This is a genomic window from Saccharopolyspora sp. ASAGF58 (assembly GCF_012277335.1).
GTDB lineage: Bacteria > Actinomycetota > Actinomycetes > Mycobacteriales > Pseudonocardiaceae > Saccharopolyspora > Saccharopolyspora hattusasensis.
Map to the genome: position 1 here is coordinate 5150381 of NZ_CP040605.1, position 22653 is coordinate 5173033.

Here is a 22653-nt window from a genome sequence, read left to right on the forward strand (position 1 = left end):
TCCCAGCAAGGCGATTACCAGGCAGCGCAAGCACGCCAGACACGGCCTCCGCCTCGTCTGCACGGGTGGCACGGGTGGCACAGGTGGCACGTGGGGCCAGTGCGTTCCGGGGTTTCCTTGTCGTGCATCGGTTTCTGGCACAATGACCAAGGTTGATCGATCATGTTCGCTACTCGGCAGCGGTAAGAGACGGCGTCGTACCACTGATCCAGTTAATGTGCCTCCGGTCACATTTTTCTTGATCGCGGGTCAGGGGATCCAAAAGAGCCGACCGGAATTGACACAAGCCAAAGCAGTCGCCCGTGCCAAGACTGTCGCCGCGAAGTGCGGCTACGGCTATCTGACTCCATCTTTGAAGGCGTTATTGATGAATGAGGCGCCATCCTGCTGCGGTGGTTCGTTGGCGGTAAAAGTGGGCGTAGGTGCCGTCTTGCGCGAGCAGTTCGTCGTGAGTGCCGCGCTCGGTCAGGCTTCCGTTGTCCAGCAGTAGGATCTGGTCGGCGGACTGGACCGTTTGCATTCGGTGCGCGATGACCAGAAGTGTCGAGTTCTCCGCCAGGGCCCTGATGGCATGTTGGACCGTGACGTCGTTTTCCGGGTCGAGAGAGGCTGTTGCTTCGTCGAAGACGACGATCGGTGCCTGTTTCAGCAGTGCGCGGGCGATCGACACACGTTGGCGTTGTCCGCCGGAAAGCATCGAACCGGCCTCGCCGACCTGGCTGTCCGGGGCGAGTTCGCCGAGTAGCCCCGCGCGTTCGAGGGCGTCGCGGACCTCGTCGTCGCCGGCGTCGGCACGTCCTATGCGGACGTTGTCGGTAAGGGTGCCGTCGAAGAGGTACACGTCCTGGAACACGAACGACACTATCGACATCAGTTCGTCGGTGGCGATGTCGGCGACGTCGACACCACCGATGCGGACTGTTCCGCTGGTGGTGTCCCAGAACCGGCCAAGCAGTCGGGTAATCGTCGTCTTGCCCGAGCCGGAGGGGCCGACCAGCGCGGTCATGCTGTTGGCGGGCAAGGTGAAGCTGACCTCCCGTAGTACCGGGCGGTCGTCGTAGCCGAAGCTGACGGTGTCGAACTCCACGTCCGTGCGGGTGGGCAGGACCGGCGACTTCGGTTCGGGCAGCGGGCGTTCGGCGAGGACCCGGTTGATTCCGGCCAGGCTCGACCGGGCCATCCGGATGCTCGCGCCGAGGCCGGCCGCGGCGTTCACCGGCTCGGCGAAGCGGCCGACCAGGACCAGCACCGCGATGACGGTGGCGGCGTCCAGCCGTCCGTCGAGCACGGCCAGCACCCCCATCACCAACGCGGCGGTCACCATCACGCGCACCCCGAACTCGAAGACGACCAGACCCGGGATAACCCGAAAGAGCATGCTCCGGTCGACCTCGCGCTGCGCCCGCAGCGCCTGGTCCAGCGCCCGGCCGCCGCTGCCGGCCTGCCCGAACGCCCGCAGCACTGGCTGGGCCTTGGCGAACTCGATGATCCGGTTGGCCGCTTCGTCCATGACCCGGTGTCGGCCCGCGTCGGCGGCCTGCACGACCCGGTTGCTGATCCCCAGCACCACCAGCAGCACCGGGACCGACACCGCGAGGACCAGGCCTAGCCGCAGGTCGACCAGCAGGACTGCGGCCAGGATGGTAAGTGGGGTCAGCACCGAGGTGACGGCGGGGCGCAGCAGGTGGGCGGGCACGCTCATCACCTGCAACACGTGCTCGCCGTTCATCCTGGTCAGCTCGCCGACCCGGGACCGGCTGAACCAGCCCAGCGGCAGCGCCACGATTGCCTCACCCAAGCGGTGGTGCAGCACGTTGGCCAGCCGGGACCCGGTGCGGAACGCGGCGGCCTGGGCGAACCAGGTCGCCACCGCCGAGCCTGCGCAGGCGAGCGCGAAGACCAGCAGCGGCGACCACACCGCGTCCGGCCGGTCACCGAACAATGCCCGCAGCACCGGCACCAGGAAGGCGTAGGCGATGCCCTGCAGGACGGCCGCTGTCGCGAGCAGGACCAGCAATCGCCGCAGTGGTCCGGAGTTCTGCTTGCCCAACGCGGTGAACAGGGCGCGAATCACGGGTTTCCTCCTGGCGTGGTGTGGACCGATGTCGCGGGCTCCTGCGCGCGCCACATGCGCGCGTAACGGCCGTCGGCTTCAAGTAGCTCGGTGTGGGAGCCCTGTTCGGCGACGCGGCCTTCGTCGAGCACGACGATCCGGTCGGCGTCACGGACGGTGGCCAGCCGGTGGGCGATCACCAGCAGCGTGCGCCCGGCGGCCAAAGTGGATAGTGCCTGTTGGATCAGCGCCTCCGAGTCCGGGTCGGCGTAGGCGGTGGCCTCGTCGAGCACCAGCACCGGAGCGTCGGCCAGCAGCGCGCGGGCGATCGAGAGCCGCTGGGCCTCGCCGCCGGAGAGTTCGGCGTCCACGCCGATCTCGGATGCGTAGCCGCGCGGCAGGGCGGTGATGCGGTCGTGGATCTGGGCAGCTTGGGCGGCGTGCTCGATGTCGGCCATGGCGGCGTCGGGATTGGCCAACGCAATGTTCTCGGCCACGGTACCGCGGAGCAGGATCACGTCCTGGAAGACGAATCCGACCCGGCGGTACAGGGTTTCCGGTTCCATCTCGCGCAGATCGACGCCGCCCAGCGTGATCGAACCGCCGGTGACGTCGTGGAACCTGACCAGCAGTTTGGCGAGGGTCGACTTGCCCGCGCCGGAGGGACCGACGAGGGCGGTGACGGTGCCGGGTTGCAGTTCCAGGTTGACGCCGGCGAGTACCGGCGCTTCGTCGTAGGCGAACTCCACGTCGTGTAGAAGGATTTCGTTGCCCATAGGTGTTTTCGGTTCTGCGGGCATCGGCAACGCCGGTTCGTTCAGCAGGGCTTGGACATTGCGCGCCGCCGCGGTTGCGGTCCGCAACGTTTGGAGGCGGGTACCGATCGCTGCGATCGGGCCGGCCAGCGCCGGAGCGATCAGGACGAAGGGCAGCACGGCCGGTGCGGCGAGCACACCCGCGGCGACCATGCTCGCGCCCGTGGTGACCACCAGCAGCAGCACGACGACGGGGGAGACCGCCAGCTGTGATGCCGTGGACACGCTGATGGTGGAGCCGACCCAGCGGGTGAAGAAGTCGTGGAAGGCGTCGGCGGCGCGCAGGAAACGCTGGTGCGCCCTGCGGGTGCCACCGAAGGTCTTGACCACGGCGATGCCTTCGACGAACTCGACGACCCCGCTGTTGATCTCGGCAACCGCCTGGCCGTAGGCGGCCATCTGGTGCCGAGCCCCGGCCATCGCCCAGCGGAACAGCAGCACTCCGACCAGCGGCGGGACCACCGAAACCAGAGCCATCCGCCAGTCGACGGTCACCAGGTACAGCAGCCCGGTCAGCGGGGCCAGCACCACCGAGGTCACGTCGAGCAGCGTGTGCGCGACGAAGTAGTGCATGCCGGCGACGTCGTCGTGCAGGGCCTTCTTCACCGTGCCCGACCTCGTTTTCGAGAACCACCCCAGCGGGACGCTCCCCAGTCTTCTGGCCATCGCCTGGCGCAGATGCAGTTGCAGCCTGTTGTCCCCGACGTGGCTGATCGCGTTCGCCACCATCGAGGCCGCCAGGCTCACCAGCACCGAGCCGACGCCCAGCCACACCAGCGGCCACACCCTCCCAGTACCGGCACCGTCGGGCAGCAGTGCCCGGCCGAGCTCGGCGATCGCGATCAACGGCACCACGCCCAGCACCGCAGCCAGCGCCTGCACCGCGACCGCGGCGATCAGGTGTCCACGGATCGGCGCGAGCACGCCGAGGACCTGGGCAGTGCCGGTTTTCCTCGTCACAGCACACCACTCTCGTAATCATCCATAGTGGACATCTGAATCCGGGCCACCTCGGCGGCCAGCTGCGCGACGGTCGGTGCGGCGAGGAAGTCCCGGACGCCGATCTCGACTCCGAACCGCTGCCGGACCGAACCGATCACGCGCAGGGCGAGCAGGCTGTTGCCGCCGAGGCCGAAGAAGTTGGCGTCGCGGTCGTCCACCAAATGCCCGAGCAGCTCGGCCCACAGCGTGGCCAGCCCCGTCTCGACGTCGCCGGATGGCGGTTCGCCGGTGGCATCGTCGCCGGCTAGGTCGAGCACCGCCGCCCGGTCGAGTTTTCCGTTCGCGGTCAGGGGAAGCGTGTCCACCAGCGTGAACCGGGCGGGGATCGCGTAACCGGGCAGGCGCTCGGCCAGCTCGGCGCGCACGGAGGTGACTTCGAGTCCTGCGGACCGCTCGACGAAAGCGTGCAGCGTGCGCCGCTGCTGTTCGCCCGGGGCCACGACCACCGCGTTGCGAACGCCGGGGCAGGACTCCAGCGCGGACTCGATCTCGGCGAGCTCCAGCCGGTGTCCGCCGATTTTGACCTGGTGGTCGGCCCTACCGAGGAACTCCAGCGTCCCGTCCGGCCAGTACCGCCCTAGATCCCCGGTCCGGTACCACCGCCGACCGCGGTGGACGGTGAACTTCTCGGTGGTCCTAGCCGGATCGCCGCGGTATCCGGCGGCCACCCCGCGACCACCGATCCACAGCTCTCCCGCGACCCAGTCGGGCCGGTCCCGTCCCAGCTCGTCGACGACCCGGTAGCGCTGGTTGGCCAACGGCAGGCCGTAGGGGACCGAGCGCCAGTCCGGGCCGATGTCGTCGACGTCGAACGCGTTCGACCAGATCGACGCCTCGGTGGCGCCCCCGAGCGCGACCAGGCGGCAGTGCCGGTCGGTCGCCGCGGAGACCCGTTCGCCCAGATCCAGCGGGACCCAGTCGCCCGACACCAACGCCAGCCGCAGCGTCGCGGGCAGCCGGCGCCCGCCGAGTTCGGCGGCGGTGAGCAGCATGTCCAGCAGCATCGGCACGGTGTTCCACAGGGTCACGCCGTGCCGGGTTGCCAGCTCCAGCCACCGGTCGGCGTCCCGTCGCTCGTCCTCGTCCGGCAGCACCAGCGCGCCGCCCGCGCCGAGGACGCCGAAGACGTCGTAGACCGACAGGTCGAAGTCCAGCGCCGACACCGCCAGCACGCGGTCCCGCGGGCCGACCGAGTACCGCATGTTGATGTCGGCGATCGTGTTGGCCGCCGCCTCGTGGGTGATCTCCACACCCTTGGGCGTGCCGGTGGAGCCAGAGGTGAAGATGACGTAGGCCAGCGCGCCCGGTTCAACGGCAACGGGCTCGTCCAGCGGGTCGGCTCGCAGTGCCGTGGGCAGATCGAGTCCCGCTCCTGTCTCGTCGATCACGACGCTGACCCCGGCGTCGGTGTAGATGCGCTCCCGCCGCAGACGTGGTTGCTCGACGCCGACCGGAACGTAGACGCCTCCAGCGCACAGGACCCCCACCGCCGCGACAATCTGGTCGGGTCCCTTGGGCAGGGTGATGGCTACGGCATCGCCCGGTCGCACGCCACGCTGCACCAGTGCCGCCGCCAAGCGGAGCGCGCGGTCGCGCAGTTCGCCGTGGCTCAGCGTGCCCCGCTGCCAGATGAGCGCGTCCGAGTCGGCGGGTGTGGTGAACAGCGGGGTGTGCAGGAGACTTGCGGGGATCGGCGTGTCCGTCGCGTTGACTCGGTCGCGGACCTGTTTCTGCTCGTGCGGCAACGGATCGGGCAGATCCGCGGTCCACTCGTTGTCGGCCAGCCATTCCAGCAACCGGCGGTAGGCGGCGAACATCCCGTCCAGGACGCCGTTGCAGAACAGGTCCTGCACGGCGTCCCAGGTCACCAGCAGACCGCCCTGGGACTCCAGCACCTGGTTGTCCAGGCACACCTGCGGGGACTGGGAAATCCCCCACACGCGTTCGGGGAACGACGGCGACATGTCCATCGACACCCCGTCGCCGACGCCGATCGCGCTGGTGAACACCACCGGCATGGCGTCGATGTTGCCGGTCCTGCGGGCCAGTTCCCGCAACAACCAGGACGGGGCGATGTCGCGGTGGTCGAGGTCGGCACCGAGCTGCCGCTGCAACCGCCGCGCGGTCTCCAGCCACGGTTCGCCCGCCTCGGGGCGGTAGTCGGCCAGCGACAGCGAAGTGAAGTCGCCCAGCACGCGGTAGATGTCGGGGTGCACCTCACGGCGGTTGAACAGGGTCAGCGTCACCGTCAGCTGGCGTTGGCGACTCCACGTGCCCAGGACCTCGGCGTAGGCGGTGAGCAGCACCGTCGACGGGGTCAGGCCCGCCGCTCGGGCCCGGTCCTTGATCGCCTGCCAGCGCCGCTGGTCCAGCCAGGTCTGGCTGCGGCCGAAGACCGGCCGCGACACCTGGGACGGGTCCCGGGTCATCGGCAGCGTGGGTCCTGGCGGCAGTTCGTCGAGCCGGCCCAGCCAGTACCGCTGATCACGTTCCAGTGCCTCGGGAACGGGGTTGACCTGGAGCACGTAGTCGCGGAACGACATCCCGATCGCGGGCAGACGGGCGTCCGGGTCGCGGTAGAGCGTGTCGAGCTCGGAGAACAGCGTCATGATCGACAGCGCGTCGAACAGGATGTAGTCCAACCCGACCGCCAGCCTTGTGCGCCGCCCGCCGTCGGCGTCGTAGTGCAGCGCGGTGACTTCGAACAGCGGCCACCGGCTGAGGTCGAAGTAGCGGTGGGACTTCTCCGCGCGCAGCCGGTCCAGTGCCGGCTGTGGATCGCCGCCGGTAGCGTTGCGGACCTCGATCCGGAACGGGGGCGGGTCGGCGAGGATGCGCTGCTCACCGTCGTCATCGAAGACCGCTCGCAGCATCTCGTGCCGGTCGATCAGCCGCTGCCAGGCGCGTTCCAGCCGGTCCAGGTCAATGTCGGTGCCGTCGAACTCGGCGTACTGGTAGGTGCCGACACCGCCGAGGGGAAGCCGTTCGTCGCGGCCGATCCAGTACGCGCGCTGCACGTCGGTCGGCGGGAACGGCTCGTGGCGGTGGTCGAGGTCGGCGTGCAGGCGGACTTTGTCGTCGGTGCCGCCCAGCGCCAACGACGCCGCGAAGTCGGCGAGGGCGGGGCGGGCGAACAGCGTCGCCAGGCGCGCGCCCGTGACACCGGCTTCGCGTAGCCTGCCGACCAGCCGGGTCGCCAGCAGGGAATCGCCGCCGAGGGCGAAGAAACCGTCGTCCCTTCCGACGGCGCCGACTTGCAGCAGCTCCGCCCAAACCGAGGCGACCAGTTCCTCCAGCTCGCCCTCGGGTGCCTGGAACTCGGCCGCAACGGGGGAAACCGCCCTCGACAACAGCGCCGCGATCGCCGACCGGTCCAGTTTTCCGTTTCTGGTCAACGGAAGCCGCGGCTGGACGTCGACGTGGTCGCAGACCATGTACGGCGGGAGCCGGTCACCGAGCCAGGCGAGCAGCTCGTCCGCAGCAACCTCGTCCACAGTAGACACCGCTGCCGCGAGCCGCGGGACCGGGCCGTCCAGCACGGTTGCCACGGCCTGTCCGACCGACGGATGCGCCGCCAGCGCGGCCTCGATCTCGCCCAGTTCGATGCGGTGTCCGTGCACCTGAACCTGGTGGTCAGAGCGGCCCAGGAACTCCAGCGTCCCGTCCGACCAGTAGCGCGCCAGGTCGCCGCTGCGGTACCAGCGCAGCCCCGCGTGCTCGACGAACCGGTCGGCCGTGCGATGCGGATCACCGCGATAGCCGCGGGCCACGCTCGCTCCACCGACCCACAGCTCGCCGGTGACCCAGTCCGGGCGGTCGCGGCCCTGGGTGTCGACGACCCGGCAGGCCACGCCGGGCAGCGGTGCACCCCACGGCATCGAGCGCCAGTGCGCGGGCACCTGGCCCACCTCGATCGCGGTGGAGTGGATCGCGGCTTCGGTCATCCCGCCCAGCGCGACGAACCGGCAGTCCGGCACCCGGGCGCGCAACCGACCCGGCAGGTCCAGCCCGACCCAGTCGCCGCCGAGCAGGACCAGCCGCAGCGCGGGTTCGCCCGGATCCGCTGCGGCCAGCAGCATGTCGAGCAGCGCGGGAGCGGTGTTCCACACCGTCACCCGGTGTTCCACGACCAGCCGCCACCAGTTCTCAGCGTCGCGGCGGGCGGCCTCGTCGACCACCACGACCGCGCCTCCGGCCGACAGCGGCGCGAACAGGTCATAGACCGACAGGTCGAACTCCAGCGCGGACACCGCCAACGTGCGGTCCTGCGGGCCGACCTCGAACCGGGCGTTGATCGCGTTGATGCTGTTCATCGCCGCGCCGTGCGAGACCTCGACCCCCTTCGGGTCGCCGGTCGAACCGGAGGTGAACAGCACGTAGGCCAGTGCACCGGGATCGACCGATGTGCAGGCGGAAGCGGGTCGGTGCTGCGCGGCCTCGGTCATCAGCACCGGTTCGCAGGCGGCCCGCACCGCGCCGGAGTGCTCGGCGTCGGTGAGCACCACTGCTGCGGAGGCGAGGCGGTGGATGCGGGCACGACGTTCGGGTGGCTGGTCGATGCTGACCGGCACGTAGGCGGCTCCAGTGGCCAGCACCCCCAGGGCGGCGACGATCTGGTCCGGCCCCTTCGGCAGCGTGATCGCGACCGAATCGCCGTGCCGGACACCGCGGGATGCCAGCAAGGCGCTCACGCGCAGCGCGCGCTCGGCCAGTTCCGCGTAAGTCCACGAGACGCCGTCACCTGCCAATGCCGTTGTACTCGGCTGGCTCTGCGCGTGCCTGAAGAAGCCCTCGTGCAAAAGTTGTTGCGGCGAAACCGGTTCGAGGTTGTTGAGGAGTTCCCGGACAGCCGCATGTGCCGGCGGTACCAGCGATCCGACCGGGGAGAACCACGATGCGTCGTCGGCGAGCAGACCGGTGATCAGCTCGCGGTAGGCTTCGAAGGCGGACTCCGCAGTTCCTTCGGCGAGCACGTCGGCCCGCACGTCCCAGTTGAGCAGCAGTCCCGAGTCCAGCTCGGTGACCTGCGCGTCCAGCCACACCTGCGGACCCTGCGAGATGATCCACGACGGCGCGCCGAAGCAGCGTTGCAGGTCGGCGTCGTAGATCTCCCCGAGCCCCAGTGCGCTCGTGTAGACCACCGGTGCCAGCACCGGACCGCCGTCGCCGAGTCGCGCCAGGTCGCGCAGCACCTCGACACCGCCGTAGGCGCCGTGCGCGATCGCGGCGCGCATGTCGGTCTGCACCTGCCGCGCGCGTTCGACGAACGGCATCGGTTCGGTGAGATCGACTGCCAGGAGGATGGACGAGCTGAAGTCGCCCACCAGCAGGTCGACGTCGTCGCGCAGCAACTCGCGGTCGAACAGCGGGAGGTTGAGCAGGAACCGAGGGTCGGCGCTCCACGCCCCGATGACCTCGGCGAAAGCCGTGGCGAGTGCGGCGGCCGGGGTGAGCCCGTGGCGCTTGGCCGCGGCGAGGAGTACGGCTTTGTCCTGCGAAGAAATCCAGTGGTGCAGCCGAACCGTGCGGGGCGTGCCGCCCGGCTCGTGGCGCAGCGGCAACGCCGGCCCGCCGGGCAGATCGGGCAACCGCTCGCGCCACCACGCCCTGGCACGTATGCGTTCGCCGTCGTGCCGGTCGGCTAGGTAGCGGGCGAAGCTGTAGCCGATCGGCGGCAGCGCGGCGTCGGGATCCTCGTAGAGCGCGCGCAGGTCGTTGAGCAGGATCCGCATGCTCAACGCGTCGGCGACCATCATGTCGAGGTCGACGTGCATCCGAGTGGAACCGTCGGGCAGCAACGACAGCGCGACCTCGAAGGCCTCGCCCGCGTCGATGTCGAACCTGCGGTGGGTGTAGTGCTCGCGCAGCCGCGCCAGTTCTGCGTCGTGATCCGGGCGGTGGCGCAGGTCGTGCATGCGCACTGTGGGCAGCGCGCTGCTGACGGTGATCTGCTGTCGGCCGTCGTCGAGGAACCGCACGCGTAGCATGTCGTGCCGGGCGATCAGCGCGTCTAACGCCTTCTGCAGGCGCGGCGGTTCGACCGTCGCACCGTCGAACTCTACGTAGAAGTGGGCTGAGACCTCGCTGAAGGGTTGACCGGGCTGGCGGCCGATCCAGTACGCGTGTTGCATTGTGGCCAGCTCGAACGGTGCCTGCTCGTCGACGGTGCTCGCCACGGTGGGCACCGGGGCGGGAGCCGGAGAGTCGCCCAGGGCCGCCCGCCAACCGGCCAGGGTCGGGTCTGCGGCCAGGTCTTCGAAGGTCACTGCCGAGCCCTGCCTGCGCCACTGGCTGGCGAGCCGGATCAGCAGCAGCGAGTCGAGGCCGAGCTCGAAGAGGTCGTCGTGCTCGCTGATCTCGTTCGGTGTGAGGCCGAGCGCGTCGGCGACGTCGGCGCATACCTGGTCGTCCACGCCGCTCACTTCGCCTCGCCCAGCTCGCCGCCGATGCCCCAGCGCCGGGCCGGAGTGCCGTCGAGAACCACCCACGTCTGTGGGCGCGCCTGCTCGCCGAGCACCCCGGCTACGGCGTCGGTGAGCGCGTGGACCAGGTCCTGCTCGGTGGCCGGGGTGAGGCGTTCGTCGAAGATCTTGACGTCGATGAATGGCACGGGTGACCTCTCAGGAAATCGGTTGGCTGGACTGGAAAACGCGCTCGCCGCTGAGTTCTGCGTGCAGGACCTCGGCGAGGTGGTCGAGCTGGGCGTCGGTCAGACCCGGGTGGCAGGGCAGGTTGACGTGGCGGTCGAACCAGCTGCCCTCGGCCACCGGGCACTCGCCGGCCCGGTGACCGCGGGCACGCCATTCCGGGGTCAGGTGCAGCGGGAAGTAGCGCAGCTGGACCTCGATTCCGCGCCGGTCCAGGGACTTGACCAGTCGCTCGCGCTCCAGCGGGCCGGAATCGACGAAAAACGTGTAGAGATGGTAGGCGTGTTCGGTGCCCGGGGGAGCCCGGTGTGGACGGACGTCGGCCGCGGACTGGGCCAGCGCCTCGTCCAGGCGGTGTGCGATGTCGCGGCGCCGTGCGGAAAGCTCGGGTAATCGGTCCAACTGGACCGACCCCACGGCCGCGGCGGCTTCGGACATGGTCGCGTTGGTTCCCGCGCGCAGGATCTCGGTGTAGCTGTGCGAGTAGACCTCGTCGGCGAACTTCATCCACGGCAGCAGGGCGGGCGGCTCGGCGGGGACGGCCGGGCCGAACACCCCGTCGACGTTGTTGGAGCGCAGGCGTTCCAGCCGCAGCGCCCAGTCGTCCCGGTCGAAGGTGATCATGCCTCCCTCGCCGAGGGTGGTGAGGTTCTTGGAGTTGTGGAAGCTGAAGCAGCCGATGTCGGCCAGCGCGCCGGGCCGGCGGCCGTGGCGGCTCGCGCCCAGGGCGTGCGCGCAGTCCTCGACCACGATCGCGCCGTGCTCGTGCGCGGCGGCGGTGATCCGGTCCATTTCCGCGGGACAGCCGCCGTAATGCACCAGCATAACCGCCGCGGTCCGGTCCGAGACGAGGGTTTCCAGCACCGCTGGATCCATGTTCAGGGTATCGGGTTCGACATCGCAGAAGGTCACCTCGGCATCGAAGTCGAGCAGCGGTGCGATGGTGGCCTGGTAGGTCTGTGGGGTGACGATCACTTCATCGCCCGGACGCAGGTCGAGCAGGTGGATCGCCAATTCCAGGGCGACGGTTCCACTCGTGACCGACATCGCGTGCGCTGTTCCGACGTGCTCGCGGAATCGCTTTTCGAACCGGTCCCGGTGGGCTCCGGAGGTCAGCGGTGCTCCGGAGTCGATGAGTCCGGTGAGCGCCGCGATTTCGGCGGTGCCCAGCAGACTTCCCCGGGTCGGGAAGCCAACCCGGTAGGTGCGGTCGAGCATGTCGGCTCCTAGTTCGTCGAGCGCGGAACGCCGAGTGTTCCGAGCCCGAGAATAGCGATTAGATTCGATTGTGCAAATTGATGCAGGAATCTGCATAAGCTTGGTCGCAAAATGCCCATAGAATAGATGAACAAAAGACGAGAATGGCCATTTAAAAGGGTGTTCAAAATATTTCGATACGCCTCCTTGACAGTTCTTGCCGGTCCTGTATTAACTAAGTCGCAAGGGGAGTCGTGCGTGTGTCTATTGAGTGGAACGGAGAATGGTCATGCGGTTCGGGTTGACGTTCTTTCCGGTGCTCGGCCCGGGCGAGAAGCCGGCGAGCACCTATTACGACGAGTGCCTGGAACTGGCGCGGCTGGCCGACGGCGCGGGGTACGAGCACGTGCAGGTCGTCGAGCACTACTTCTCGTCCTACGGCGGCTACAGCCCGGATCCGGTGACGTTGCTGACCGCCATCGCCGCCGCCACCGACCGGATCCGGGTGACCACCGGTGCGGTGGTCCCGGCCTTCACGCATCCGATCAAGCTCGCGGGCAAGCTCGCGATGCTCGACAACCTCTCGCACGGTCGGCTCGATGTCGGGTTCGGACGGGCGTTCCTGCCCGAGGAGTTCGCCGCGTTCGGGGTCCCGATGAGCGAGAGCCGGACGCGGTTCGCTCAGGGGGTCGAGCTCTGCCGTCGGCTGTGGACCGAGCGCGACGTCGTCTCCGACCACGAGTGGGCGGCGTTCGGCCCGGTGAGCATGTTGCCCCGGCCGTACCAGCAGCCCCACCCGCCGATCTTCGTCGCCTCGACCACGAGCGCGGAGTCGTGCGCGGCGGCCGGCCGGGCGGGACACCATCTCCAGGTCGTGCCGACGGTGACTTCGCGCGAGGGACTCCAGGACATGCTGGCCACCTACCGGCAGGTCCGTCGTGACGCAGGACATGACGAGCCGCCGCGCATCCAGATCAAGTACACCTGCTACCTCGGTGAGGACCGTGCGCGCGTGCTGGAGCAGGCGCGTCGCTGGGAGCACAATTACATCGAGAAGATGACGGCCGCGGTCTCGTCGTGGGGCGCCACCCGCAGCGCGGACTACCCGGGCTACGAGCAGTTGGTGGCCAAGGTGGCCAAGTACGACTTCGACAAGAGCCTGGCGGACAACAAGGTCCTGGCCGGAACTCCGGAAGAGGTCGGAGACCAGGTCGCCACCATCGCGGAGTGGTTCGGCGAGGACGTCACGCTGAGCATTCAGTTCAACCCGGGAGCGCTGCCGTTGGCCGACGCGCGGGCCGCGGTGCGGTTGTTCGCTGAGCGGGTGGCTCCCCGGTTCGCCGCCGCGACCGTTCCGGTGGTCTGAGATGGACGACGCCGACATCGCAGTGGTCGGACTGGGCGCCTGGGGCTCGTGTGCACTGTGGACACTCGCCCGGCGCGGGGTGCGCGTCGTGGGGATCGAGAGATTCGATCCGGGGCACTCGATGGGATCTTCAGGGGGCACGAGCCGGATGTTCCGCACGGCGTGCCTGGAACACCCGGGGCTGGTCCCGTTGGCGCGGCGATCCCTGGAGCTGTGGCACGAGTTGCAGGCCGCGGCGGGCGAACCGCTGATCGACGCCTCCGGCGGACTGCTGATCGGCCCGCCGGACCGGCACATCATCGCGGGAACGCTGGCCGCCTCCCGCCAGCACGACCTGCCGGTGCAGGTCTGGGACGCCGGGGAGCTGCGTAATCGGATGCCGGTCCACGCCGGACTTCCCGACCACCACATCGGGTTATGGGAACAGGGCGCCGGGTTGATCCGGCCGGAACGGTCCATTGCGGCGGCGGTGCGGCTGGCCGAGGCCGCCGGGGCCCGGGTGCACACCGGTACCAAGGTCACCGGCATCGAACTGGTTTCCGGCGGCGCGGTGGTGTCCACGCCGGTGCGCGATTTGCGCGTCCGGCAGGTCGTGGTTGCCGCCGGCGGCTGGTTGGGGTCGCTTGTGGACGGTCTACCGGTGGAGACGGTGCGAATGCCGATGACGTGGTTCGCGCCTCCGGCGGACCCGGAACGCTTCGCGCTGGAACGGCTTCCGGTGTTCATGCGCGAGATGGACGACGGCGTCTGCGTCTGGGGCCATGGGATCCTGCCGTGGTCCGGTCCGCACGACGGTCTGGTCAAGCTCGGTCTGGAGGACTCCGACGGCCGGTTCCCGGTGATCGACCCGGAACGCTTCGACCGGTCGGTGTCGCCGGCCGACTGGGATCTTCTGGTCGACCGGCTGGGCACGGCGGTGCCCGGCGTGGGCGCGCTCCCGGCCAGCGTCTCGGTCTGCATGTACACCCGCACTCCTGACAACCAGTTCCTCTTGGGCAGGCCGCGCCGCGATCCCCGGCTGGTGATCGCGGGCGGCTGCAACAACCACGGCTTCAAGCACGCGACCGGGGTGGGAGAGGCGGTCGCCGACCTCGTGATGGGCCGTTCACCCGCGTGCGATCTCGGTTTCTGCGACCCCGACCGGTTCGGCTGATCATGCGATCAGGCTTGCAACCGCTCCGAGAGAGCCTTCTTGTCGATCTTGCCCACGGCGGTGTGCGGAAACTCGTCGACGATCTCCAGGCGCGCCGGCAGCTTGTAGGCCGCCAGTCCGCGCTGCTTGAGGAACGCCGTGACTTCCGGCAGCGAAGGCGGCCGGTCGTGGCAGACCAGGAACGCCACCGGGATCTCGCCGAAGACCGGGTCGGGCTGGGCGACCAGCGCAGCCGACTTCACTGCGGGGTGGGCCAGCAGATGTCCTTCGACCTCGGTCGACGGGATCTTCTCTCCACCCCGGTTGATTTGGTCCTTGACCCGGCCGACGACGACCAGGTGCCCGCTGGGCAGCTGTCGCACGAGATCACCGGTCCGGTAAAAGCCGTCGGCGGTGAACGAGCGCTCGTTGTGCTCGGCCGCGCGATAGTAGCCGCGCAGCGTGTACGGGCCGCGGGTGAGCAGTTCGCCGGGCTCGCCGTCGGGCACGGTCCGGTCGTCCTCGTCGACGACGCGGATCTCGTCGTCCGGACTGAGCGGAACGCCCTGGGTGGTGCAGCGCAGTTCGTCGGGGTCGTCGAGCCGGGTGTAGTTCAGCAAGCCCTCGGCCATGCCGAAGACCTGCTGGATCGGCACCCCGAGTTCGGGGGTGATGCGGCGGGCCAGGTCGTCGGCCAGCCGGGCGCTGCCGACCTGGAGCAGCCGCAGTGTGCTCAGGTCCGGCCGGCTCACCTCGTACTCGGCCAGCAGGTAGGGCACCAGTGGCGGGTTCACCGCCGCGATGGTGACCTTCTCCCGCTCGATGAGCGAGAACACCGTCTCGGGACTCGGGTTCGGCGCGAGCACCACCGTGCCGCCCGCGCACCAGGTGCCCAGCGCGCCGGGACAGCACCAGGTGTAGTTGAAGCCGATCGGCAGCACCGCCAGGTACACCGAGTCGGCGGTCAGCCCGCAGACCTCGGAGCTGGCGCGCGCGTTGTAGGCGTAGTCGTCGTGGGTGCGGGGGATGAGCTTGGGAAGTCCTGTTGTGCCACCGGAAAGCAACAGCAGCGCCAGGTCCTCGGAACTCGACGTGCCGGTGGCGGCGGGACCAGACCGCTCGGCCAGTTCGGTGAAGCCGACGAAGCCGTGCTCCCCGGGATCGCCGACGACGATGACGTGCCGGAGCTGCCGGGTCCGCTGGACCTCGGCGGCCAGTTCGCGGTAGTCGAACCGGGAGTGCCGGTCGGTGATGAGGTAGCCGACCGCGCCGGAGAGCCGGGCGAGGTGGTCGATCTCGGCCGCTCGATGCGCGGGCATCGCGTGCACCGGGACCGCGCCCACGCGCTGGAGAGCGAACCAGCCGATGACGAACTCGGCGATGTTGGGCAGCTGCACGATGAACCGGTCGCCCCGTTCGACACCGAGGCCGCGCAGACCGCGGGCGACCCGGTCGATCTCGGCGTCCAGTGCCGCGTAGCTGAACCTGCGCTCGCCGTCGACCAGAGCGGTGCGTTCGCCGTGGTCCCGAGCCCAGCTCGTGACCAGCTGGTCGAACGTGCGGCCCGCCCAGTAGCCGGCGGCTCGGTAGCGCTGCGCGTCGCTGTCGGGCCAGCCGGGCCAGTCCTGTGTCATCCGTCATCCTCCGGGTCGGGCCAGCACTCTGGCCAAGGGGCGTTCACTTCTGATTGAATATCATCATCGAACATGATAACCATTTGCAATAGCGTTCGCGGGGAAACAGCTGGGGCGGGCCCGCCAACTGCGGGAATCACTGGCAACCGGTTCGGCGCCTGTGGATTCAGGGCGCAGACGGGAACGAGAACGGGGCAGCATGGACATCGGGGCGTTACTCGAAGAACTCGACCGCGACGGCGTCGCGCTCTGGGTCGAAGCCGGTCGGCTTCGCTTCCGCGCACCGCGCGGCACCCTCACCAACGAGCGGAAAGCGTTGCTGGGCAAGCACAAACAGGCCATCACCGATCGGCTGTCGGCACGGACCGGGAGCATCGAGCACGACTCCGCCGGACGCCACGAACCCTTCCCGCTGTCCGACCTGCAGGCCGCCTACCTCGTCGGTCGCGGTGATCTCTATGACTACGGCGGTGTCGCCTGCCACGCGTACGTGGAACTGACCTATCCGGACCTCGACCCGGACCGGGCGCAACGCGCATGGGACGCGTTGGTCGCCCGCCACGACATGCTGCGCGCTGTCGTGCACGACGAGGGCTACCAGGTGGTGCTCGAAGACGTTGCAGGGCACCGCATCGCGGTGGCCGACCTGCGTGGGCAGGATGACTCTGCGGTGTCGGAGGCGGTGCTGGCCACCCGGGCGCAGCTGTCGCATCGGGTCGCCGACACCGATCGCTGGCCGTTGTTCACGGTCAGGATCACACGCGGGGACGACTTTGCGGTTCTGCACCTGTCGCTGGACCTGTTGATCGTGGACTACGCGAGCGTGCAGTTGCTGCTTGCCGAGTTCGACCGGTTCTACGCAGCGCCGGACCGCCTGCTCGAACCGCCAGCGGTGACCTTCCGCGACTACCTGTTGGCCCGGCGCGGCCACACCGACTCCGCCGAGTACCGCCGGGACCGCGACTACTGGATGCAGCGGCTGGACCGGATTCCGCCCGCGCCCGAACTGCCCACTCCCGAGTGGGCAGTGCCCTCCGCCGGTTCCGGGGTCCGGTTCCGGCGCTTGGAGGACGAACTGTCCGAAGAGGAGTGGACCGCGCTGCGCGAGCGAGCCGCCGACGTCGGTCTGACGCCGTCGGCGCTGCTGCTGGCCGCCTACGCCGAAGTGATCGGACGATGGAGCCGGACGAAGCGCTTCACCCTTAACATCCCGACGTTCCAACGCCTCGACCTGCACCCCGACGTACCGGATCTGGTCGGCGACTTCACCTCGGTGGAACTGCTGACCGTAGACCTGACCGAACCCGCCGGTCTCGCCGACCGGGCCACCGAACTCTCCGGTCGGCTGCTCGAAGACCTGGCCCACCCGCTGTTCAGCGGCAGTGAGGTGCTGGGCGAGCTGTCGAGGCGGGCCGGGGGCGAACCCGTTCTGATGCCGGTGGTGTTCACCAGCACCATGGACATCCCGACCGCGTCGGCCCCGCCGCGCGGTGAGGTCACCTACGCCATCAGCCAGACCCCGCAGGTGTGGATCGACTGCCAGGTGATGCCGCGCGGCCGGGGACTGGCGCTGTCCTGGGACACCCGAGAGGGCGTGCTGCCTCCGGGACTGGTCGACGACGCCTTCGCCGCCTACGTCGACCTCGTCCGGCGCATCGCCGCCGACGAGCGGGTCCTGCACCGTCCGCACCCGGTGGAACTGCCGGCACGCCAGCGCGGGGTCCGGCGCGCTGCCAACGACACGGCCACCGACCTGCCCGGCGGACTGCTGCACGAGCCGGTGTTCGCGCAGGCGGAGCGGAATCCGGACGCGATCGCCGTGCAGACGCCTGCGTGCTCGCTGACCTACGGCGAACTGGCCGCCAGAACGCGGGCAGTGGCAGCCGATCTGCGAGCCGCCGGAGTGCGTCCGGCCGAGCCGGTCGCGGTGGTGATGGACAAGGACTGGCAGCAGGTGGTGGCCGTGCTCGGCGTCCTGCTGGCCGGTGGCGCCTACCTGCCGGTCGACACCGCTCAACCCGCTGCCCGCCGGACGGCGATCCTCGCCGATGCCGGAGTTCGGCTGGTGCTCACCCAGCCCTGGCTGGCCGACGTGGCCGGTCCGGGATGCGAGATCTTGGTCGTCGACGACCGGACGTCGGACGAACCCGTGGTGTCCGAGGTGGACCCTGACGGGCTGGCCTACGTCATCTACACCTCCGGCTCCACCGGCACGCCCAAGGGCGTGATGATCAGCCACCGGGCCGCCCGCAACACAGTGGCCGACATCAACGACCGCTTCAGCGTGGGCGAGGCGGATGTGGTGCTCGGTCTGGCCGGGCTCGGCTTCGACCTGTCGGTCTACGACATCTTCGGCACGTTGGCGGCGGGCGGGCGGCTCGTGCTGCCCGACGCCCAGCGCCGGGGCGATCCCTCGCACTGGGCGGAGCTGGTCGCCGAGCACGGCGTGACGCTGTGGAATTCGGTGCCGGGACAGATGCAGATGCTGCACGACTACCTGCGTTCGGCGGAACTGCCGCTGCCCAGCCTGCGGCTGGCGATGCTGTCCGGCGACTGGATCCCGGTCACCCTGCCCGGCGCGATCCGCGCTCTGCTGCCCGATCTTCGGCTGGTCAGCCTGGGCGGGGCGACCGAGGGCTCGATCTGGTCGATCCACCATCCCATCGGGGAGGTAGATCCTGTCCGGCCGAGCATCCCCTACGGTCGGCCGCTGGCCAACCAGAGCTTCCACGTCCTCGACGACGCGCTACTTGACTGTCCGGAATGGACCCCCGGCGAACTGTGCATCGGCGGAACCGGCGTGGCGATGGGCTACTTCGGCGACGAGGAGCGGACCGCGCAGCGCTTCGTCGCCCACCCGGTGACGGGCGAGCGGCTCTATCGCACCGGCGATCTCGGCCGCTACCTGCCTGATGGCGGCATCGAGTTCCTGGGCAGGGAGGACACCCAGGTCAAGATCCGCGGTTACCGCATCGAACTCGCCGAGATCGAGTCGGCGCTCCTCCAGCACCCTGGCGTGGCCTCGGCTGCAGTGGTCGTCGATGCCCAGCGGCTGGCCGCGGTCGTCGAGCCCGCCCGGGCAGCCGACGGCGACCTGGCGGAGTCCGTGCGGGTGGTGGCCGATGCGGTGGCAGCGCTCCGCGCCGCGGAATCCACAGTGGATCGTGACGAGCTCGCGGAGTTCCTGCGCACCATGGACGAAGTGGCGTTGCTCGCGATGGCCCGGACATTGTCCGACGCGGGACTCTGCGGAGAAACCCACGACATCGCCGAGATTCGCCGGCGGGTGCGCGTGAGCACGATCAACGAGCACGTACTCGATCGCTGGCTGCGCTCACTGGTCGCGCACGGCAGGCTCACCGAGACCCGGGACGGCCGTTTCGCCGGACTAGTCCGCCCGGAGGCGGGAGAGCTGGACCGGGCGTGGCAGCGGGTGAAGTCCGCGCAGGAACGAGCCGGGTGGAGCAGCGACCTGGTCGAGGCGGTGGGGACCTGCATCGACTCACTCGACCAGCTCCTCAGCGGAGAGCTGGACATCCGCGCGTTGCTGTACCCGGGAACGCCGTCGGAGGCGATGGAGGCCGCCTACCGCGACAACCTCGCGATGCGGCACCTCAACCAGGCCGCGGTGGCAGGCGTCCGTGCGATCGCCGAACAGCACCTAGCCGACGAACCGCTACGGGTGTTGGAGATCGGAGGTGGTGTGGCGGGCACGGCTGCCGAGTTGGTGCCTGCACTGGCCGAGCACCCCGTCGAGTACACCTTCACCGACCCGTCGCAGTTCTTCCTCGCCGAGGCCCGCGAACGATTCGCCGACTTCCCTTGGGTGCGATACGGACGCTTCGACGTGGGACGTGACATCGGCACGCAGGGTTACTCGCCGAACACCTACGACGTGATCGTGTGCGCGAACGTCCTGCACAACACCCAGGACGCGGCCGCAGCCCTGGCGCGCGTCCGGGAGCTGCTGGTGCCCGGCGGCTGGCTGGTGCTGTTGGAGAACACTCGCGACGACAACTGCGCGCTCCAGGTGTCGATGGAGTTCATGGAAGTGCGCAACGGCCCGTACCACGATGTGCGAGCCGAGCACGGGCAGTCGTTCCTCACCGTCGAGCAGTGGTCGCGGCTGCTGGCCGAGGCGGGCGCGACCGAACCGGGTGTGCTGCCCGCACCCGGCGACGCGCTGGAGCAGGCCGGCCAGCACCTGTTGCTGGCCCGGCTCAAGACCGACCGCCACCGGTTGCGGACCGGGGAGCTGGCCAGGTACGCGGCTCGGTTGCTGCCCGAGTACATGGTGCCCGCGCACTGGCAACTCGTCGATGACATGCCGCTGACCGGAAACGGCAAGGTGGACCGGGCGAAGATGCTGACCTGGCTGCCGTCGGCGGGCGCCGGCGGGCAGCAGGCGGCCGAGTCCGGAGAACCGGTTGACGCCACTGAACGCCAGATCGCCGCGCTGTGGGCCGAACTGCTCGACCGCGAACACGTCGGAAGGCACGACGACTTCTTCGCGCTGGGCGGGGATTCGCTGCTGGTGGCCAGGCTCGTCGGTCAGCTCCGGGAACGCGTTCCCGACGTGATGAGCCTGGAATGGGAAGTCGTGCTCCGGCACATGCTGCGCAAGCCCACCGTGGCTGCGCTGGCGGCCTTCCTGCGCGGGGTGACCAACGCGGGCGGCGTCGGCGAGGACGCGCCGATGAGCGTGAAGTCCACGCCGCTGGTGCGGCTGCACGGGTCCGGCGCTGGCCCGATCACGGTGCTGGTTCACGCGGGAACCGGGACCGCGATGCCCTATCGGTCGCTGATCACCGAGGTCCGCCGACGCTCGGCGGGAAACGCCACCGTGGCCGCCCTGGAGATCCCCGACCTGCAGGCGTTCCTCGACGCTGACCCAGCGGGTCTGATCGAGGTGATGGCCGCCGACTACGTGCGCGCCCTGCTCGACACCGGCGGCGGTGTGTTCCACGTCGTCGGCTACTGCCTGGGCGGTCTGCTGGCGACCGAGATCGCGCGCGGCCTGACCGAGGCAGGCGCGCGGGTCGAGTCGCTGACCGTGATCAGCAGTCACAGCCCCCGATTCCGCCTCGACGACGAACTCCTCTCGGAGTACTCGTTCGCGGTCATGATGGGAATCGACCCGGTGGCGCTGGGCTTCCCGGCCGACGAGAACCGGGTTGCCGCCGCCGCAGCCGAGGTCCTCGCAGCGACGCCGGGCGTGCTGCGTGAGGGCGGTTTTGCGGAACTGACCGGGGAATTCGCCGACATCGGCGAGTGCTTCCGAAACCTCGCCGAAGTGCCACGGCTGCAACGCATCACGCGGATGTGCGAGGCGGTGCCCGCCTCGGCGGGCATGTATGAGCCCGAGCACATGATGCGGCTGTTCCGGACCTTCCGGCAGAGCGTCTTCGCTATCACCCGCTACGACCCCGAGCCCTACGCCGGGGACATCACGTTCCTGCGTCACAGCGGGGCCTACCCGTTCCCGGGAAGCAAGGCGGCGGTCACTGAACACTGGGAGGAACTGACGTTGGGCGATCTGGACGTCGTCGACGTGGCGGGCGACCACTTCACCTGCCTGTCGGTGCAGCACGCACCAGGTGTGCTCAAGCTGCTGACTGACCTCACCGGCGGGGCGGTCATCGCATGACCCCGCCGCGGGTCGGAATCCTCGGCGCCTCGGGCGCGGTCGGCAGTGCCGCCGTAGCGGCACTGCGCCATCACGGTCGCGGCGATCACGGTCGGGTGCACCTGCGCCTGGGCGCGCGCCGGACCGAGGTGCTGTCCGGTGCCGAGGTGGTGCGGGTCGACGCCGAGGACGGCGAGAGCCTGGCGGCGTTCTGCGCGGGCTGCGACGTGGTGCTCAACTGCGCGGGCCCGACCTACAAGATCAAGGACACCGTCGCGGTCGCGGCACTGGCCGCCGGAGCCCACTACGTCGACGTCGCCGGCGACGATCCGGTTCTGGAAGGTTTGCGCGGCAAAGGACTTCTCGACGGCGACCGGTCCGCTGTGGTCTCGGCCGGAACACTGCCCGGGTTGTCGAGCATCCTCCCGCGTCGGCTGGCCGCCCAGTTCGACCGGCCTCGGACACTCGTCGCCCACGTCGGAGGACTGGAGCGGTGCTCACCGGTGGTCGCGATCGATATGATGCTGTCGCTGGAGACCGGTGGTGCCGACGGTGCCGCCTTCGGCGAGCCGCTGGCAGCCTGGCGCGGCGGGCAGGTCCGGTCCCGGGCTGTTGTCGCCCGAGACCACGCCGAAGTGGCTCCTTTTCCGGGAACCGTTGCGCTGCAACCGATCCTGAGCAGCGAGACCATCCGGCTCGCCGAGGCGCTGCGGCTGCGCGAGCTGGACTGGCTCAACGTCTGGCCGGGCCGGAAAGTTTGGGAGCTGCTGACCTCGCTTCCGTCGCTGACGGCAGGTGGAACGCCGCCGGAGCGGATCGCGGAGCGGATGATCCGGGCGGCTGATCTGGATCTGGCCGGACGCCACGAGTACTACCTGATGGTCTTCGCGATGCGCGGTCTCATCGACGGCCAGGACACCGAGCGGACGCTGGTCCTGCGCGCCGCCAGCAGCTACCGGCTCACCGCCACCGTCGGCGCGCTCACCGTGCTCGCGGTGCTGGCGGGAAAGGTCACGCCGGGCGGCCACTTCGCCTGCGACGTGCTCGACCCGGCGGAAGTCGTCGACGGTCTCGGCGGGGTCTGCACGATCGGTGCCGAGACCGAAGTCGAGGAGGGCGTGCTTTGACTTCTCTCCTCCCTGAAGGAAGGAGATTCAGTCCTCGCGGACTGAGTTTCCTGC

General features: G+C 69.4%; 10 protein-coding genes. 4 read left to right on the forward strand and 6 right to left on the reverse strand.

Annotated elements, in window-relative coordinates; all coding sequences use genetic code 11:
• Positions 1-361: 361 nt before the first annotated feature.
• The 5 genes from FDZ84_RS24375 to FDZ84_RS24395 are packed head-to-tail and all read right to left on the reverse strand — an operon-like array spanning position 362 to position 11735.
• Positions 362-2074, reverse strand: a complete 1713-nt coding sequence (locus FDZ84_RS24375) for an ABC transporter ATP-binding protein (RefSeq protein ID WP_168587789.1) — start codon at positions 2072-2074, stop codon at positions 362-364.
• Positions 2071-3828: an ABC transporter ATP-binding protein gene (locus FDZ84_RS24380; protein WP_168587790.1), complete on the reverse strand. Its 1758-nt coding sequence runs from the start codon at positions 3826-3828 to the stop codon at positions 2071-2073. Before FDZ84_RS24380 ends, FDZ84_RS24375 begins: the two co-directional genes overlap by 4 nt.
• A complete protein-coding gene (locus FDZ84_RS24385; protein ID WP_168587791.1) occupies positions 3825-10292 on the reverse strand; it encodes a non-ribosomal peptide synthetase in 6468 nt (2155 codons plus the stop codon). The genes FDZ84_RS24380 and FDZ84_RS24385 overlap by 4 nt, the downstream gene beginning before the upstream one ends.
• Entirely contained in the window at positions 10289-10480 is a 192-nt protein-coding gene (locus FDZ84_RS24390) for a tautomerase family protein (RefSeq protein ID WP_168587792.1), read from the reverse strand. Before FDZ84_RS24390 ends, FDZ84_RS24385 begins: the two co-directional genes overlap by 4 nt.
• Before the next feature lie 10 nt (positions 10481-10490).
• Entirely contained in the window at positions 10491-11735 is a 1245-nt protein-coding gene (locus FDZ84_RS24395) for a DegT/DnrJ/EryC1/StrS aminotransferase family protein (RefSeq protein ID WP_168587793.1), read from the reverse strand.
• 268 nt (positions 11736-12003) lie between these two features.
• Between FDZ84_RS24395 and FDZ84_RS24400 the strand changes: the two genes are divergently transcribed.
• Both FDZ84_RS24400 and solA read left to right on the forward strand, forming a co-directional pair.
• Positions 12004-13080, forward strand: coding sequence for an LLM class flavin-dependent oxidoreductase (locus FDZ84_RS24400; protein WP_168587794.1), 1077 nt, complete (start codon positions 12004-12006; stop codon positions 13078-13080).
• A gap of 1 nt (position 13081) precedes the next feature.
• Entirely contained in the window at positions 13082-14233 is a 1152-nt protein-coding gene (solA, locus tag FDZ84_RS24405) for an N-methyl-L-tryptophan oxidase (protein ID WP_168587795.1), read from the forward strand.
• Positions 14234-14241: 8 nt separating this feature from the next.
• Here solA and FDZ84_RS24410 read toward each other — a convergent pair whose 3' ends face one another.
• Positions 14242-15846 (reverse strand): (2,3-dihydroxybenzoyl)adenylate synthase, encoded by a 1605-nt coding sequence (locus FDZ84_RS24410; protein ID WP_168587796.1) that lies wholly within the window; start codon positions 15844-15846, stop codon positions 14242-14244.
• A 199-nt stretch (positions 15847-16045) separates the two neighbouring features.
• Between FDZ84_RS24410 and FDZ84_RS24415 the strand changes: the two genes are divergently transcribed.
• Together FDZ84_RS24415 and FDZ84_RS24420 are read left to right on the forward strand one after the other, a co-directional pair.
• Positions 16046-21493: a non-ribosomal peptide synthetase gene (locus FDZ84_RS24415; RefSeq protein ID WP_168587797.1), complete on the forward strand. Its 5448-nt coding sequence runs from the start codon at positions 16046-16048 to the stop codon at positions 21491-21493.
• A complete protein-coding gene (locus FDZ84_RS24420) occupies positions 21490-22599 on the forward strand; it encodes a saccharopine dehydrogenase NADP-binding domain-containing protein (protein WP_246868387.1) in 1110 nt (369 codons plus the stop codon). The genes FDZ84_RS24415 and FDZ84_RS24420 overlap by 4 nt, the downstream gene beginning before the upstream one ends.
• The last annotated feature ends 54 nt before the right edge of the window (positions 22600-22653 follow it).

What these genes read in the sequence shown, in the direction of transcription:
- FDZ84_RS24395 (WP_168587793.1), bottom strand. Translation starts at nt 11,735, where the DNA reads ATGCTCGACCGCACCTACCGGGTTGGCTTCCCGACCCGGGGAAGTCTG.
- FDZ84_RS24400 (WP_168587794.1), top strand. Translation starts at nt 12,004, where the DNA reads ATGCGGTTCGGGTTGACGTTCTTTCCGGTGCTCGGCCCGGGCGAGAAG.
- solA (WP_168587795.1), top strand. Translation starts at nt 13,082, where the DNA reads ATGGACGACGCCGACATCGCAGTGGTCGGACTGGGCGCCTGGGGCTCG.
- FDZ84_RS24410 (WP_168587796.1), bottom strand. Translation starts at nt 15,846, where the DNA reads ATGACACAGGACTGGCCCGGCTGGCCCGACAGCGACGCGCAGCGCTAC.
- FDZ84_RS24415 (WP_168587797.1), top strand. Translation starts at nt 16,046, where the DNA reads ATGGACATCGGGGCGTTACTCGAAGAACTCGACCGCGACGGCGTCGCG.
- FDZ84_RS24420 (WP_246868387.1), top strand. Translation starts at nt 21,490, where the DNA reads ATGACCCCGCCGCGGGTCGGAATCCTCGGCGCCTCGGGCGCGGTCGGC.